Annotated in this window: 15 protein-coding genes and 1 tRNA gene; 7 read left to right on the top strand and 9 right to left on the bottom strand. The window is 67.7% G+C overall.

From position 1 onward, the window contains the following. Positions 1-4: 4 nt before the first annotated feature. The 5 genes from ACG3SL_RS01600 to ACG3SL_RS01580 all read right to left on the bottom strand — a co-directional run bounded on the left by ACG3SL_RS01600 (position 5) and on the right by ACG3SL_RS01580 (position 6053). Complete coding sequence (locus tag ACG3SL_RS01600; RefSeq protein ID WP_448665217.1) at positions 5-2755, bottom strand: [protein-PII] uridylyltransferase; 2751 nt, start codon at positions 2753-2755, stop codon at positions 5-7. Positions 2756-2866: 111 nt separating this feature from the next. Beyond that, positions 2867-3298: a DUF1003 domain-containing protein gene (locus ACG3SL_RS01595; protein WP_448663393.1), complete on the bottom strand. Its 432-nt coding sequence runs from the start codon at positions 3296-3298 to the stop codon at positions 2867-2869. A gap of 288 nt (positions 3299-3586) precedes the next feature. Then, on the bottom strand, positions 3587-4153 hold the full coding sequence (grpE, locus tag ACG3SL_RS01590; protein WP_448665216.1) for a nucleotide exchange factor GrpE: 567 nt from the start codon (positions 4151-4153) through the stop codon (positions 3587-3589). Positions 4154-4170: 17 nt separating this feature from the next. Then, the gene (gene hrcA / locus ACG3SL_RS01585) at positions 4171-5214 is read right to left on the bottom strand and encodes a heat-inducible transcriptional repressor HrcA (RefSeq protein ID WP_448663392.1); all 1044 of its coding nucleotides are present in this window, start codon (positions 5212-5214) and stop codon (positions 4171-4173) included. A gap of 338 nt (positions 5215-5552) precedes the next feature. Then, entirely contained in the window at positions 5553-6053 is a 501-nt protein-coding gene (locus ACG3SL_RS01580) for a DUF6438 domain-containing protein (RefSeq protein WP_448663391.1), read from the bottom strand. Positions 6054-6144: 91 nt separating this feature from the next. Between ACG3SL_RS01580 and rph the strand changes: the two genes are divergently transcribed. The 3 genes from rph (at position 6145) to ACG3SL_RS01565 (ending at position 8092) form a co-directional block, all read left to right on the top strand. Continuing rightward, positions 6145-6858 carry a ribonuclease PH gene (rph, locus tag ACG3SL_RS01575; protein WP_448663390.1) on the top strand — a complete coding sequence of 238 codons (714 nt, stop codon included), beginning with the start codon at positions 6145-6147 and terminating at the stop codon, positions 6856-6858. Continuing rightward, positions 6855-7514 carry an RdgB/HAM1 family non-canonical purine NTP pyrophosphatase gene (rdgB, locus tag ACG3SL_RS01570; protein WP_448663389.1) on the top strand — a complete coding sequence of 220 codons (660 nt, stop codon included), beginning with the start codon at positions 6855-6857 and terminating at the stop codon, positions 7512-7514. Before rph ends, rdgB begins: the two co-directional genes overlap by 4 nt. A gap of 92 nt (positions 7515-7606) precedes the next feature. Then, positions 7607-8092, top strand: coding sequence for a transcriptional regulator (locus ACG3SL_RS01565; RefSeq protein WP_448663388.1), 486 nt, complete (start codon positions 7607-7609; stop codon positions 8090-8092). 322 nt (positions 8093-8414) lie between these two features. Here the strand turns inward: ACG3SL_RS01565 and ACG3SL_RS01560 are convergent. Continuing rightward, positions 8415-8500: transfer RNA gene (locus ACG3SL_RS01560), tRNA-Tyr, on the bottom strand. A gap of 122 nt (positions 8501-8622) precedes the next feature. Here ACG3SL_RS01560 and ACG3SL_RS01555 point away from each other — a divergent pair. The 3 genes from ACG3SL_RS01555 to ACG3SL_RS01545 are packed head-to-tail and all read left to right on the top strand — an operon-like array spanning position 8623 to position 11728. Continuing rightward, entirely contained in the window at positions 8623-10233 is a 1611-nt protein-coding gene (locus tag ACG3SL_RS01555) for a M20/M25/M40 family metallo-hydrolase (protein WP_448663387.1), read from the top strand. Beyond that, positions 10233-10979: a 23S rRNA (guanosine(2251)-2'-O)-methyltransferase RlmB gene (gene rlmB, locus ACG3SL_RS01550; RefSeq protein WP_448663386.1), complete on the top strand. Its 747-nt coding sequence runs from the start codon at positions 10233-10235 to the stop codon at positions 10977-10979. The genes ACG3SL_RS01555 and rlmB overlap by 1 nt, the downstream gene beginning before the upstream one ends. Positions 10980-10996: 17 nt before the next feature. Then, positions 10997-11728, top strand: coding sequence for a hypothetical protein (locus ACG3SL_RS01545; RefSeq protein ID WP_448663385.1), 732 nt, complete (start codon positions 10997-10999; stop codon positions 11726-11728). Positions 11729-11886: 158 nt separating this feature from the next. Here the strand turns inward: ACG3SL_RS01545 and ACG3SL_RS01540 are convergent, their stop codons facing one another. Next, positions 11887-12204, bottom strand: a complete 318-nt coding sequence (locus tag ACG3SL_RS01540; protein ID WP_448663384.1) for a 2Fe-2S iron-sulfur cluster-binding protein — start codon at positions 12202-12204, stop codon at positions 11887-11889. A 76-nt stretch (positions 12205-12280) separates the two neighbouring features. On the opposite strand from ACG3SL_RS01540, the gene ACG3SL_RS01535 reads away from it, so the two are divergent. Further along, on the top strand, positions 12281-12904 hold the full coding sequence (locus tag ACG3SL_RS01535; protein ID WP_448663383.1) for a DNA-3-methyladenine glycosylase family protein: 624 nt from the start codon (positions 12281-12283) through the stop codon (positions 12902-12904). A gap of 13 nt (positions 12905-12917) precedes the next feature. On the opposite strand, the gene ACG3SL_RS01530 is transcribed toward ACG3SL_RS01535, so the two are convergent. Then, positions 12918-13343, bottom strand: a complete 426-nt coding sequence (locus ACG3SL_RS01530) for a hypothetical protein (protein WP_448663382.1) — start codon at positions 13341-13343, stop codon at positions 12918-12920. Then, positions 13340-14233, bottom strand: a complete 894-nt coding sequence (locus tag ACG3SL_RS01525; RefSeq protein ID WP_448663381.1) for an ROK family protein — start codon at positions 14231-14233, stop codon at positions 13340-13342. The genes ACG3SL_RS01530 and ACG3SL_RS01525 overlap by 4 nt, the downstream gene beginning before the upstream one ends. Positions 14234-14473 lie beyond the last annotated feature (240 nt).

Here is a 14473-nt window from a genome sequence, read left to right as displayed (position 1 = left end):
CGTTTCAGGCGGCGTCCTGGTCGATCTCCTGACCGCCCGCCGCTTCCAGCAGGCGCCGCTCGATCGCGCGCAGCCGCCCGCCGCTTTCGATCTTATCACCGATCAGGTCGGTCAGATAGAAGGTGTCGACCGCGCGCTCGCCATAGGTCGCGACATGCGCCGAATGGATCGTCACCTTCGACTGGAACAGCGCGTGCGCAAGACCATGGAGCAGCGCAGGGCGATCGCGCGCATGGACTTCAATCACGGTGAAGCGGTTCGACGCGGCATTGTCGATGAACACATTGGGCTCGATCGTGAAGGCGTCCGCGCGCGGGCGCGACAGCGGACGGGTGCGCAGCCTTTCGGACAGCTTGGCACGGTTAGCCAGCGCATCGGTGATGCTGGTCTTGAGCCGGTTGAGCCGCGATTCCTCGTCGAACGGGCGGCCCAGCGGGTCCTGGACCAGGAAATTGTCGAGCGCCATGCCGTCGCGCGTGGTGTGGATGCGCGCATCGATGATGTTGCCCCCGGCGACATGGATCGCGCCGGCGATGCGATAGAATAGCCCCGGATGGTCGGCGGCATAGACGGTGACCAGCGTCGCCCCGCGCTCTGGGTAAACCTGCGCCTCGATCGAGAGCCGCGCGTCGCCCGCCGCATCGACCAGCCGGGCGTTGCGCTCCAGCACGTCCTGCGGCTCGGCGATCCAATAGGGTTCGGGCAGCCGCCGCTTGAGCGCGTCCATCCGCGCCGGGTCCCACCCCAGCGTCGCGGCCAGCGCCGCCTGCTTCGCGGCGATCCGCTCGGTCCGGCCCTTTTGCTTGTGGCCCAGCCGCAGCACCTCCTCCGCCGCGTCGAACAGGTCGGCGAGCAGCTGGCGTTTCCAGCTGTTCCACACCCCCGGCCCCACCGCGCGAATATCGACGATGGTCAGCACCAGCAGCAGCCGCAGCCGCTCGGTGCTCTGCACCGCGCCGGCAAAATCCAGGATCGTCTTGAAATCGGCGAGGTCGCGCTTGAACGCCGTTGCCGACATCAGCAGGTGCCAGCGCACCAGCCACGCCACCGTCTCGGTCTCCGCCGGAGTCAGCCCCAGCCGGGGACACAGCCGCTCGGCGACTTCGGCGCCCAGCACCGAATGATCGCCGCCGCGCCCCTTGGCGATGTCGTGCAGCAGCACCGCGACATACAGCGCTCGCCGCGACACGATCTGGCGGAAGATGCCGGTCGCCAGCGGATGATCCTCTTGCAGGTCACCCTTCTCGATCTGGTTGAGCAACCCGATCGCGCGGATCGAGTGCTCGTCGACCGTGTAGTGGTGGTACATGTCGAACTGCATCTGCGCGACGACGCGACCGAAATCGGGCACGAAGCGCCCGAACACGCCCGCTTCGTTCATCCAGCGCAGCACCGTTTCCGGGTCACGGGGCGAAGTGAGCACATCGAGGAACAGCGCGTTGGCGCGCGGATCTTCCCGAACATCGTCCACAAGCTTGGCGTCGCGCGCCGCCGCGCGCATCGCCAGCGGGTGGATTTCAAGGCCGTGCAGGTCCGCCAGCTGGAAGATCTCGACCAGCCGCACCGGGTCTTCGGCGAAAAACGTCTCGCGCGGCAGCGCCAGCCGCCCGCGATCGAGCCGGAATCCGTGGAGGCGGCGCGGGCTGCGGAACAGCTTGGGAAAACCGAAGCGGCGCCCGCGCGCGGCGAATTTCTCGTCCAGATGCGCCAGGAACACGCCGGTCAGGTCGCCCACCACCTTCGCCTGAAGGAAGTAGAAGTGCATGAACCGCTCGACCTTCGACTTCCCCGGCCGGTCCGAATAGCGCATCCGCTCGGCAATCTCGCGCTGGACGTCGAAGGTCAGCCGGTCCTCGGCCCGCCCGCTGATGAGGTGGAGCTGGCAGCGCACCGCCCACAGGAAATTCTCGGCCCGGCGAAACTGGCGAAGTTCCTGCCGCGTGAGCAGCCCCACCTCGACCAGCTCGGCGGTTTCGCGCACGTTATAGGCGTATTTGCCGATCCAGAAGAGCGTGTGGAGGTCGCGCAGCCCCCCCTTGCCTTCCTTCACATTGGGTTCGACGACATAGCGGCTGTCGCCCATCTTCTTGTGCCGGGCGTTCCGCTCTTCCAGCTTATCGGCGATGAAGGCGCGGGCGGTGTCGGCCTGGACCTCGCTCTTGAAGCGCACCGCAGCCTCTTCGTACAGCTCGGTATCGCCCCAGACATAGCGCGCCTCGAGCAGCGCGGTGCGCACCGTCCCGTCGGCCTTGGCCTGACGCACCATATCGTCGAGCGAGCGCGACGAATGGCCGATCTTCAGCTGCATGTCCCACAGCGAATAGAGCATCGATTCGATGACCTGCTCGCACCAGCCATTGACCTTCCACGGGGTGAGGAAGCCGATGTCGATGTCCGAATGCGGCGCCATCTCGCCCCGGCCATAGCCGCCGACCGCGATCAACGTCATGCGTTCGGACGTGGTGGGATTGGGATTGGGGTGCAGCCGCTGCGTGGTGAAGTCCCAGAGCAGCCGCAGGATCTGGTCGGTCAGGAACGCGCCCGACGCGGCCGCCTCCAGCCCGCGCGAGGGGTGCTCGATCAGCCGCCGGGCGATTTCGGCATGGCCCGCGTCGAGCGCAGCCTTCAGTTCCAGCGTCGCCGCCTTGCGCAGCGCCGCCGCATCCGGCGCCTCGATCGCGGCCAGCCGATCGGCGACGCCCCGGCGATCGATCAGCGCGCGACGGTGGGGGACGGAATCGAAGCGGGAAGCCATGGTGCGGAGATAAGGGCGGGCGCCGGTCCGCGCCACCGCTATCTCGTTGCGCCGCAACGTGCCGGTTTGGAAATGCGTCGGTGGCGCATTTCCAAACCGGCACCGGACGTGTCAGGCGACATGCGACAGCCGCTCGATCTGCGCGGTCAGCGCGTCGATCTTTTCGTGCAGCCCCTCGATCTGCGCCTCGGCGCGCAGGTTGGTCTCGTAATCCAGCCGCGCCTCGAACCGGTCCTTCGCGGCCTGGCGGTTCTGGCTCATCATGATGATCGGCGCCTGCAATGCCGCCAGCATCGACAGCATCAGGTTGAGGAAGATGAAGGGAAACGGATCGAAGGCGTGCGCCGCCAGGATGACCGTGTTGAGCACCGCCCAGGCGGCCAGGAACACACCGAAGCCGATGATGAAGCTCCACGAGCCGCCGATGGTGGCGACACGATCCGCCAGCCGCTCGCCAAAGGTGAGGCGCGCATCGAACAGCGCATGGGGATCGCGCACCGCCGGACGACGGAGATCGATCAGGAAACGAATTGCTGCGTTCATAAAAACCTCGCTGCCGACCGGCCGTCACGGCCGGGCGCGAGGTGAGCGGGTCAGCTCAGCTGCGTACGGGCCATGGACGGCGCGGTCGATCTACTGTGATCGTTGCTGGACATAACCCTCTGGGTTGTTCGAATGGGCGGAAGCGGAGGTCCGTTTCCGAGAGTGCACATGTGCACCGGGGCGCCGAAGTGCAAATGAAAAAGACGTCATGTTTGCCGGGCACGGAAAAGGCCGGCCCGCGTGGCGGGAACCGGCCTTTTCGCGAACGCCCCGGTCGGAGCGTGACGATCAGTCGGGCTTCTTGGCGACGCCCACCAGCGCCGGGCGCAACAGCCGGTCGCGGATCATGTAGCCCGCCTGGATTTCCTGCACCACGGTGCCCGGCTCGACATCGGCGCTCGGCATTTCCATCATCGCCTGGTGGCGATTGGGGTCCAGCGCCTCGCCGACCGACACGATCTTGGAAATGCCATGGCGGGCGAACACCGAATCCAGCTCGCGGCCCGTGGCTTCGAGCCCGACGACCAGCGCCTTGAACTTGTCGTCCTCGCGCAGTTCGGTCGGGATCGTCGCCAGTGCGCGCGTCAGATTGTCCGCAACCGACAGCACGTCGCGGGCAAAGCCGGTTGCGGCATAGGTGCGCGCGTCGGCTGCTTCCTTCTCGGCGCGACGGCGCACATTCTGCGTTTCCGCCTGGGCATAGAGCACCGCAGCCTTCGCCTCGGCGACCTGTGCCTCCAGCTCGGCAACGCGGTCCTGCTGCGCCACTTCGGGCGCCTGCTCGGCGGTTTCCTCGCGCACGGTGTTTTCGGTGTCCTGCACGTCCGCGCTCATCTTTTCATTCTCGTTCGACATAGTTCCCTGTTTCATCTTCAGGCCATCAATCGGGCCAGTGTGGCCGCCGTGAAATCCACCATGGGCACGACGCGGGCATAGTTCAACCGCGTGGGGCCGATCACGCCCACCACGCCGACCACGCGCCCATCGAGCGCACGCACCGGCTTGGCGATCACCGACGAGCCCGACAACGCAAACAGCTTGGTTTCCGATCCGATGAAGATCCGGGTCGCCTCGCCATCGCGCGCGCTGTCGAGCAGGCGGGCGATTTCCTCCTTGCCCTCCAGCTCGTCGAGCAGCTGGCGCACCCGGTCCAGATCCTCGGCGGCGGCAGTGTCGATCAGCCGCGCCTGGCCGCGCACGATCAGCACCGGGCGGCGCCCGCTATCCTCGCTCCAAACCGCAAGCCCGCGTTCGACCAGCGCCGCCGCCGCGCTGTCGAGCGCCGCGCGCTGCTGATGCAGGTCGCGCTCGACTCGCGCCAGCGCCTGGGCGAGCGTGAGCCCGGTCAGCATCGCGCTCATGTAATTCGCGGCCTGTTGCAGCGAGAGCGGGTCGATCCCGCCGGGCAATTCGACGACGCGGTTCTCGACCGATCCATCCTCGCCCACCAGCACCGCCAGCGCGCGGTCCTCGCTGAGCGGCACGAAGCCGACCTGGCGCAGCACCGGCTCCGCCTTGGGCACCAGCACCAGCCCGGCGCAGGCGGACAGCCCGGAAAGCGCGGCAGTGGTCCCGGCCAGCGCCTCTTCCACCGGCCCCACCTGCCCCGCCCGCGCCTCGATCGCGGCGCGTTCCTGCGCCGAGGGTTCGCTGGCCTGCATCATGCCATCGACGAACAGCCGCAGCCCGCTCTCGGTCGGCATCCGCCCCGCGCTGGTATGCGGCGCGGCGAGCAACCCGGCCTCTTCCAGGTCCTGCATCACGTTGCGGATCGACGCGGGCGACAGGTTGAGCGCCGAAATCTTGGAAATCGTCCGCGACCCCACCGGCGCGCCGGTATCGAGATAGGATTCGACCACGATCCGGAAGACGTCACGGGCGCGATCGGTCATTTCGTTGATGGGGGGTGTGGTCATGCGCATGATGTAGGCGGCGCGAGGCCAAGCCTCAACGGGGTACAGGGCGACGGGTGGGTGTTGTTCCCCTGCGAAAGCAGGGGTCCAGAGTCGCAAGCGCCCTGCTCGGAACTCTGGACCCCTGCTTTCGCAGGGGAACCGGGATTCCCTGGCCGCGAAACGGGCGCCATCCGCAACCGGCGACGCGCTTGCCGGTCTTTCGGGCGGGTGGCGCGCGCCTATGCTGCTCGTTCCCCTGCGAACGCAGGGGTCCAGAGCCACAAGCATCGTCCTCGGAGCCCTGGGCCCCTGCTTTCGCAGGGGAACGGGAATTTGCGGGGAACGGGGCCCTGCCCCTGTCAGGGCCGCTCGCCGATCATCGCCGCGATCGGCAGCGCGTCGGGCGCCTGTCCCAGCGCATCGGCGATGGGGCGTTTGGTGCCGAGGTTGCAGCCGAAATAATAATAGAGCCCCTGGCTGTCGCCGATCGCGCGGGTCCAGCGGACCTCGACGCTGGGCATGTCGGTGGCGGCGTTGGCGCAGCGCGGCTCGCCGGGGGCGTAGCGCACATCGCCGCTTGCCGGGCGATACGGGGCGAGCGCAGCGGCAAAGGCGTCATATTGCGCGCGGGTGAGCGTGAAGGCGCGCTCGCCGGTCACGGCGGTGAAGCGCTTGCCGGTGAACACGCCGGTGCCGTCGGGCCGCACCGTGACGGCATAGACCGGACAGGCGCCGAAGCACGGGCCGGTTTCGTAGGTGATCGAATCGCCTTCGATCGGCACCGGGCCGCCGGGCCGCGACGGCGCCACGCACCCGGCCAGCGCCACCGCCGCCGCCCCCATCGCCATCCATTGCTTCATCGTGTCTCTCCCCTGGATCGTCCGCCACCACTGGCGCGTTCGTAACGCACGGTCTAGGTGCCCGGGCCAACCTTGCAGGAGACTGAAGCAGATGCGCCCATCCGGCCGCGCCCCCGACGAAATGCGGGCAATCACGATCGAGCCCAACTTCACCCGCCACGCCGAAGGATCGGTGCTGATCGGGTTCGGCGACACCCGCGTGCTGGTGACCGCCAGCATCGAAGAACGGATTCCGCCCTGGCTGCGCGGCAAGGGCGAGGGCTGGGTCACCGCCGAATATGGCATGTTGCCCCGCGCCACGCACACGCGCGGCCAGCGTGAGGCGGCAAAGGGCAAGCAATCGGGCCGTACGCAGGAAATCCAGCGGCTGATCGGCCGTTCGCTGCGCGCCGTGACCGACCTGAAGGCACTTGGCGAGCGCCAGATCACGCTCGACTGCGACGTGCTCCAGGCCGATGGCGGCACGCGCACGGCGGCGATTTCGGGCGCGTGGGTCGCGCTGCGGCTGGCGACGAACAAGCTGCTGGCGGCGGGCCAACTGGAAAAGGACCCGATCCTGACGCAGGTGGCAGCGGTAAGCTGCGGCATCTATCAGGGCACGCCGGTGCTCGACCTCGACTATGACGAGGATTCGAATGCCGATGCCGACGCCAATTTCGTGCTGCTGGCCGACGGCAAGATCGCCGAGGCGCAGGCCACCGCCGAGGGCGCGACCTATGACGAAGAGGGCCTGCTGCGCCTGTTGCGGCTTGCGCGCATCGGCTGCACCCGTATCTTCGACGCACAATTGAAGGCGATTGCATGACCCCAGGTGACGAAGGAATCGGCGGCACGGCGGGGAGCGGCGACGCCCCCCAGGCGATCCGCAAGCTCACCCCCGGCAAGCTGGTGATCGCCAGCCACAATGCCGGCAAGGTGCGCGAGATCCGGGCGCTGCTCGGTCCCTATGGGATCGAGCCGGTGTCCGCCGCCGAGCTGGACCTCCCCGAACCGGAGGAGACCGGCACCACCTTCGTCGCCAATGCCGAGTTGAAGGCGCTGCAGGCCGCAGACCTGTCCGGGCTCCCCGCCCTGGCGGACGACAGCGGCCTGTGCGTCGAGGCGCTGGGGCTGGAACCCGGCATCTTCTCCGCGCGCTGGGCCGGGCCGGACAAGGACTTCGCGCTGGCGATGCAGCGCGTCGAGGATCGCCTCGCCGCACTGCCGCCGGAAACGGGACGCGACGCGCATTTCATCTGCGCGCTCGCGCTCGCCTGGCCCGACGGGCATGTCGAATGGTTCGAGGGGCGCGTGGACGGCACGCTGGTCTGGCCGCCGCGCGGCGATCGCGGCTTTGGCTATGACCCGATGTTCGTGCCGCTGGGCTACGACCAGAGCTTTGCCGAGATGGACCCGCAAGCCAAGCATGCGATGAGCCACCGCGCCCACGCCTTTGCCCAATTGGTGCAGGCGGTGCTCTGACTCCCCTCCGCGCGTAAAAGCCCCAATTGCCTGTGCCTAAGGAGTTATTTACCATGGCTGGCATCGGGGCGAGATAATCGGGGGGCGACAGGGTGGATCGGATAGGCTTTGGGGCGACGCTCGACGATGGCGCGATGCGCGACATCGGCGCGCGCACGCATGTACGGGCGATGGGCAGTACCACCGGGCTGGGGATTCCGGCGATCGCCCGCGAAGCCCCCGCGCCCGCCAAGGTCGAACTGGCCCGCTGGCTGCTCGTCGCGCGCGACGCGCTGGGCAGCCATGTGGGCGAGGACCTGTTCGCCGATCCGGCGTTCAACATCCTGCTGGACCTGTATGTCCATCATGCCGAGGGGCGCCGCGTCACGACATCCTCCGCCTGCATCGCATCGGGAGTGCCGACCACGACGGCGCTGCGCTGGGTCAATGTCCTGGTGAAGCGCGGGCTGGTGGTGAAGCGGGACGATCCGTCCGACCGGCGCTTCACCTTCCTGGAACTGAGCCCGAACGGGCTGGACCGAATCGATTCGTTCCTGGCCGCTATGCGCGCGAAGCTGGATCGCCTGGGCGGGGCGTAGCTTCCCGCAGCGTCCGCAGCCGATCGAGCACCATCGCGAGCGACGCCGCCTCGACATCCATACCCGCCGCATCCAACAGCGTCATCGCCTGCTCGATAAAGACGCAGGCAGTTTCGATACGGTCGCTCTCGCGCGCCATATGCCTGCTTTCCGTAGATCCCCTTATGTCCATTATGGACCTTATCCCGGCTCACATACAAGCCGGGGCAACTACGCGCAGGGAAAGACCGGAGTCGGGGGCGGAGCGCGCGCGCTAAACGGCTCGCCGCGTGGCGTTTTTTCTGGCGAGGATCTGAAGGGAGGTCTTCGCTCGACGCGGCGGTGGTGGACAGGGCTAGATTCGAACTAGCGTAGGGCGGACCCGGCAGATTTACAGTCTGCTGCCTTTAACCACTCGGCCACCTGTCCCCAGGCGCCGCGTCGAGCGAGGGCGGTCCATTGCCGAAGCGAACGCGACCTGTCAACGCCTTGCGCATACTCTGTGCGACGCATAGCGTCTTTCCACAGCTTTTCCTCGATCCAGGAACTTCATGCGCACCCTAACCGCCATTGCCGCCGTCATGATGATCGCCACCCCTGCCGCCGCGCAGAGTGTCGATCGTGCGGAAATCGCCCGAATCATCGATGAGGGCTTCAACCACTCGCAAATCATGCAGACCGCCGAACAGCTGATGGACGGCATCGGCCCGCGCCTCACCAACTCCCCTGGCATCCGCAAGGCCGAGGACTGGACGATGGCGCGCTATCGCGACTGGGGCCTGAAGAACGTCCACAAGGAAGGGTTTGAGTTCGGCCGCGGCTGGTGGGCCGAGCGGTTCAGCGCGCGCATGGTGAGCCCCCGCCCCATCGACCTGACGGCGATGGCGATCACCTGGACCCCCGGCACGCCGGGCAAGATCAGCGCGCCCGTGTTCGTCGCCCCGATCAGCAGCGTCGAGCATTTCGCCCGCTACAAGGGCAAGCTGGCGGGCAAGATCGTGATGGTCACGCTGCCCGACAATGGTTCCGAGCCCGGCGAGGCGCCGTTCCGCCGCCTGAACGGCGACGACCTGTCCAAGCTCGACGTCTATGAACCGCCCAAGCACGATCCCGAATCGACCGATCGCCGCATCAAGCGCCTCGACTTCGCCTCCAAGCTCGACGCCTTCCTGAAGGCCGAGGGCGCCGTCGCCTATGCCACCATGTCCTCGCGCGACGGCAAGCTGCTGCACGGCACCGGCTATCTGTTCGGCACGGGGGAGACGCAAGCGGTGCCCGGCTTCGAAATCGCGGCAGAGGATTATCGCCGCCTCGCCCGGCTGGCCAAGGTCGGCCCGGCGCCGGTGATCGAGCTGGACAGCGTCGTCCATTTCGAGGACGCCGACACCAAGGCGTACAACGTCATCGCCGACATCCCCGGCACCGATCCCAGCGGCGCCTATGTCATGGCCGGCGCGCATCTCGACAGCTGGACCGCCGGCGACGGCGCCGTCGACAATGGCGCGGGCGTGGCGATGGTGATGGAGGCCGCGCGCATCCTGCAATCGATGGGGGTGAAGCCCAAGAGGACGATCCGATTCGCGCTGTGGGCGGGCGAGGAACAGGGCCTGCTGGGCTCGATGGCCTATGTCGAACAGCATATCGCCACGCGCCAGCGCGCGGCGAACGCGCCGACATCGGGGCTTGCCCGCTTCTATGGCTGGGCCAATCGCTGGCCGATCGTGCGCCAGCCGGGCTATGACAAGCTGGCCGCGTACTTCAATCTCGACAACGGCTCGGGCCGGATTCGCGGCATCTATGCCGAGAAAAACGTCGCTGCGGTGCCGATGCTGCGCGACTGGTTCGCGCCGTTCGCGACGCTGGGCGCAAGCACGGTGGCGATCCGCACCACCGGCGGCACCGATCACATGTTCTTCTCCGCCGTCGGCATCCCGGCGTTCCAGTTCATCCAGGACCCGCTGGATTATGGCAGCCGGCTGCACCACACGAGCATCGACACGTTCGATCACCTGAAGGCCGCGGACATGCGCCAGGCCGCCGTGATCCTGGCGTCGATGCTGCTGCAATCGGCGAATGCGGAAAAGGCGCTGCCCCGCCAGCCCTTCCCCACCGAACCGACGCCGACCGATCCGTTCGCCTATCCCGATCCGAGCGACGACTGATGGCACGTCGTGGACACCGGCCGAGCCAGGCCCCCGCATCGCGCCCGCGTTTTTACGGACGGCACGCCGTCCTTGCCGCGCTGGCAAATCCCGAACGCACCGTGCGCAAGCTGTGGGGCACGCGCGAGGCGCTGGCCGCGCTCAACATTCCGCCGGTGATTCCCATTACCTACGCGGATGTCGCCGATCTGGCGCGGCTGGTGCCCGGCGACGCGCCGCACCAGGGCATCGTCGCCGAAGTCGACCCGCTGGAGGAAATCTGGCTGGGCGACCTGCTGGCACAGGGTGAAGGCGACCAGCGCCCGCTGCTGGTGCTGGATCAGGTGACCGATCCGCACAATGTCGGCGCGATCCTGCGCTCGGCGGCGGCGTTCGACGCGCTGGGCATCGTGACGCAGGACCGGCACGCACCGCCCGAATCGGGAACGGTCGCGCGCGCGGCATCGGGCGCGCTGGAAACCGTTCCCTGGGTGCGCGTGGTAAACCTGGCCCGCGCGCTCGACGAAATCGCAGAGGCCGGTTTCTGGCGCATCGGGCTGACCGGCCATGCCAAGGGCACGCTGGCGCAGGTGATGGGCGAACAGCGAATCGCGCTGGTGCTCGGTGCCGAGGGCGAAGGAATGCGCCAGAATACCGAGGCGCATTGCGACGAACTGGCCAAGCTGCCGATTTCGCCCAAGGTCGAGAGCCTGAACGTATCCAATGCGGCCGCCGTGGCGCTCTACGCCATCGCCGCGCGCAGCTGACCCGAACGGAGAAGATCATGACGCAACATTGGCGCAAGGCGCTTGCCGCCGCGATTGTCGTGCCCCTCGCGCTCGCGCTCGCGGCGTGCCTGTTCGTGCCAGGCCGCTTCCAGTCCACGCTGACGATCAAGGCAGATCGCAGCTTCACCTTCACCTACAAGGGCGAAGTCGTGGCGATGGATCTGGAAGGGATGATGGGCAAGGGCCTGTCCGATCTGGCGGATTCGGACGACGAGGCGGATGGCGAGAACAAGAAGCCCTCGACCGACGCGGACAAGGCCAAGAAGGACGCCGACAAGCGGGCGGAGAAGGACGCCGAGTATCGCGCGCTCGCCGATCAGGTCCGCAAGGAAGCGGGCTACAGCCTGGTCGAATATCGCGGCGACGGCGTATTCTATGTCGAATATGCGCTGTCGGGTAAGCTGACGCACAACTTCCTGTTCCCGTACAATCAGGACGCGGAAATGATCTTCCCGTTCGTCGCAGTCGAACTGCGCGGCAAGGACGGGGTCCGCGTCAAGGCGCCGGCCTTCGCCAAGCAGCAGGACAGCGGCAAGACGATGGGCGCCGGCGATCAGGCGGCATCGAAGCTGGACGGCAGCTTCACGCTCATCACGGACGCACAGATCGTCAGCCAGAACAACGAGGACGGCGCCACGTCTGTCCCCGGCGGCAAATCGATCACATGGAAGGTCAATGCCCGCTCCGCCGACGCACCGATGGCGATGCTGAAGGTGGCGGGGCTTTAAGCGTGTGATGACGCCGGGCTGATCTACCCTTCCCGTTCGCCCTGAGCTTGTCGAAGGGCAGTGAAACTCACCGTACTTCGACACGCTCAGCACGAACGGATTTAACGACCGGGCCAAGAGGGGATGCGCCAGCGGCGCATCCCCAGACGACACTCCGATCAATCCTCGGCGGCGATGGTGACGCGCAGGCCGTCGAGATCGTCGGTGAACGGGATCTGGCACGACAGGCGCGACAAGTCGTTGCGGTCCATCGAGCTGTCGAGCAGATCGTTCTCGTCCTCGCTCATCGGCGGCAGTTTGGCCGCAAATTCCGGGTCGACATGGACGTGGCAGGTCGCGCAACTGCAGCAGCCGCCGCACAGGGCGAGCAGTTCGTCAAAGCCATTGTCGCGGATCACTTCCATCACGCTAAGGCCGGCATCCCCCGTGACCGTGCGTTCTTCTCCTTCACGGGTGACGACAATAAGCTTGGGCATCGTTATCTCCTGGTGGCGGCGCGAGCATTGCCGCCGATCGCCAACCAGCGCAAGGACCGCCTGAAAGGGGCCTGAAATGGGATTGAGCGCCGACCAGCTCCGCACGTCGATCGATGCACTCGCTGCGCAGGAGCCCGCCTTTGCAGCCGCGCTTGCCCGCGCGGGCTATCCCGAGCCGCGCCTGCGCGACCGGGGCTATGAAACGCTGCTGCGCACGATCGTGGGGCAGCAGGTGAGCGTGGCGGCGGCGCAATCGATCTGGAACAAGCTTGCCGCCGCGCTGGGCGACCTGACCGATCCGGCCACCGTCGCCGCCGCATCGGACGAGGCGCTGCGCGCCGCCGGCCTGTCGCGGCAAAAGGCGAGCTATGCGCGCAGCCTGGCGGAGGAAGTGTCGAGCGGCCAGCTCGACCTGGCCAACCTGCCCGCCGACGACGAGGACGCGATCGCCGCGCTGACCCGCATCAAGGGGATCGGGCGCTGGTCCGCCGAAATCTATCTGCTGTTCGCCGAAGGTCGCGTCGATGTGTGGCCGGCGGGCGACCTGGCCGTGCAGATCGAGATCGGCCGGATACTGGGCCACCCGGAGCGCCCGTCGGAAAAGCAGCTGCGCGAATGGTCGCTGGCGTGGAGCCCGCATCGCGGCGCTGCGGCGATCTTTGCGTGGCACCACTACAAGATCGACATGGACGTCATCTGAGGGCCTGCCGGCCTCAGCCGCGCGTGACCAGCATCGTCTCGCGCAGTTCGATCACCGGCACTTCCCACGGGTGCGCCGTCATGATTGCATCGATCGCGTGCGCCAGGGCCTCCGCCGGTGCATCGCCGGGGATATACAGCGTAAGGATCGCGGTCGGCGAAACCGCCCCACTGCCTGCCTTGCCCAGCGTCGGCACCGCATCGGCACCCGGCGTGAACAATTCCCATCCCGGCGCGAGTTCGACGACCGAGCGATAGGCCCCGAAATCGCCGAGCGGGGTGTCGCTGCGCACGATCGCCAGCATCGCAGCGAGCACCGGGTCCGCCTCGATACAGGCCGTCCGCCCGGCCAGCAGACCGGCCAGCGTGGCCGCTTCGATCGGGCAATGGACGCGCAGCGCGCGGGCCGGGAGCAGCGCGTGGTGCGTGCCCGGCGTCATGCCCCCAGCGCCTCCAGCCCCATCGCGATCGCGCCCAGCGGGCCCGCCATCGTGCCCAGCCCCGGCGCGCCCAGCCGCCAGTCGAGTTCCTCGGCATAGGCCGCCAGCGCGCCATAGCCGCCCAGATTGTCGCGCAGCTGTGTGCGGATGCGGGGGAACAGATGCTCGCGCGCGGCGATCACGCCGCCGCCGATCGCGATGCGCTCCGGCGCGAAGGCGACGACAAGATTGTGGAGCAGCCCCGCCAGATCGTGGACGAACAGCGCCCATTCGGGGCCGTCCTGCGGCAATTCCGCGCCGGGGCGGCCAAAGCGCGCGGCGATCGCCGGGCCGGCAATCAGCCCCTCGATGCACGCCCCGTGATAGGGGCACCAGCCGGCATAGGTGTCGCCGGGCGCGCGCGGCACGCGCATGTGCCCGGCCTCGCCATGGGCATAGCCCTGGACCGGGCGGCCATTGGCGACCATGCCCACGCCCACCCCGGTACCGATCGTGATATAGGCGTGCGTCGCCATTCCGCGCGCCGCGCCCCAGCGCGCCTCGGCCAGCGCGGCGCCGTTCACGTCGGTCTGGATCGCGGTCGGCTTCGCATAGCGGCGCGACAGGCGCTGGAACAGGTCGGTGCCGGTCCAGCCGGGCTTGGTCGTCGCGGTCACCGATCCGAACTGCGGATGCGCGCGGTTCAGCTCGAGCGGGCCGAAGCTGGCGATGCCGAGCGCGTCGAAGGCCCAGCCGTCGAGCACCGCCTCGATCGCCGCCAGCGTCGTGGCGGGATCGGTGGTCGGGATCACATGCCGTTCACGCACGTCGTCGGGCCCGGTGGCGAGCGATGCCACACACTTGGTGCCGCCCAGCTCAAGGCCGGCGATCAGGGAGGGTGTCGAAGTCATCCGCGCCCGCTAGCGCAGCCGGGCGGACGAGGGAAGCCGTGCGTCAGGCGTCGCGGGCGCGCAGTGCGTCGAACACGCTGACGGCGGCCAGCACCGCCATGAAGGCGACCATCGCGCCGCCGACAAGGTAGACATAGTTGCTGCCGATCAGATCGAGCATCGGAACTCTCCCGGTGTGAAAGGCGCCATCATCGCCGCCCCCGCCCCGCCGGCATTGATCCTGGTCAAAGAAGCACGCGC

It is taken from the genome of Sphingomonas degradans (genome assembly GCF_053502645.1).
Note: the sequence above shows the minus strand (reverse complement) of the source record. Positions and strands in the feature narration are given on the sequence as shown.

Excerpts from the sequence above, each read along its gene's own strand:
- ACG3SL_RS01600 (WP_448665217.1), bottom strand. The coding sequence starts at position 2,755 with ATGGCTTCCCGCTTCGATTCCGTCCCCCACCGTCGCGCGCTGATCGAT.
- ACG3SL_RS01595 (WP_448663393.1), bottom strand. The coding sequence starts at position 3,298 with ATGAACGCAGCAATTCGTTTCCTGATCGATCTCCGTCGTCCGGCGGTG.
- grpE (WP_448665216.1), bottom strand. The coding sequence starts at position 4,153 with ATGTCGAACGAGAATGAAAAGATGAGCGCGGACGTGCAGGACACCGAA.
- hrcA (WP_448663392.1), bottom strand. The coding sequence starts at position 5,214 with ATGACCACACCCCCCATCAACGAAATGACCGATCGCGCCCGTGACGTC.
- ACG3SL_RS01580 (WP_448663391.1), bottom strand. The coding sequence starts at position 6,053 with ATGAAGCAATGGATGGCGATGGGGGCGGCGGCGGTGGCGCTGGCCGGG.
- rph (WP_448663390.1), top strand. The coding sequence starts at position 6,145 with ATGCGCCCATCCGGCCGCGCCCCCGACGAAATGCGGGCAATCACGATC.
- rdgB (WP_448663389.1), top strand. The coding sequence starts at position 6,855 with ATGACCCCAGGTGACGAAGGAATCGGCGGCACGGCGGGGAGCGGCGAC.
- ACG3SL_RS01555 (WP_448663387.1), top strand. The coding sequence starts at position 8,623 with ATGCGCACCCTAACCGCCATTGCCGCCGTCATGATGATCGCCACCCCT.
- rlmB (WP_448663386.1), top strand. The coding sequence starts at position 10,233 with ATGGCACGTCGTGGACACCGGCCGAGCCAGGCCCCCGCATCGCGCCCG.
- ACG3SL_RS01545 (WP_448663385.1), top strand. The coding sequence starts at position 10,997 with ATGACGCAACATTGGCGCAAGGCGCTTGCCGCCGCGATTGTCGTGCCC.
- ACG3SL_RS01540 (WP_448663384.1), bottom strand. The coding sequence starts at position 12,204 with ATGCCCAAGCTTATTGTCGTCACCCGTGAAGGAGAAGAACGCACGGTC.
- ACG3SL_RS01535 (WP_448663383.1), top strand. The coding sequence starts at position 12,281 with ATGGGATTGAGCGCCGACCAGCTCCGCACGTCGATCGATGCACTCGCT.
- ACG3SL_RS01530 (WP_448663382.1), bottom strand. The coding sequence starts at position 13,343 with ATGACGCCGGGCACGCACCACGCGCTGCTCCCGGCCCGCGCGCTGCGC.
- ACG3SL_RS01525 (WP_448663381.1), bottom strand. The coding sequence starts at position 14,233 with ATGACTTCGACACCCTCCCTGATCGCCGGCCTTGAGCTGGGCGGCACC.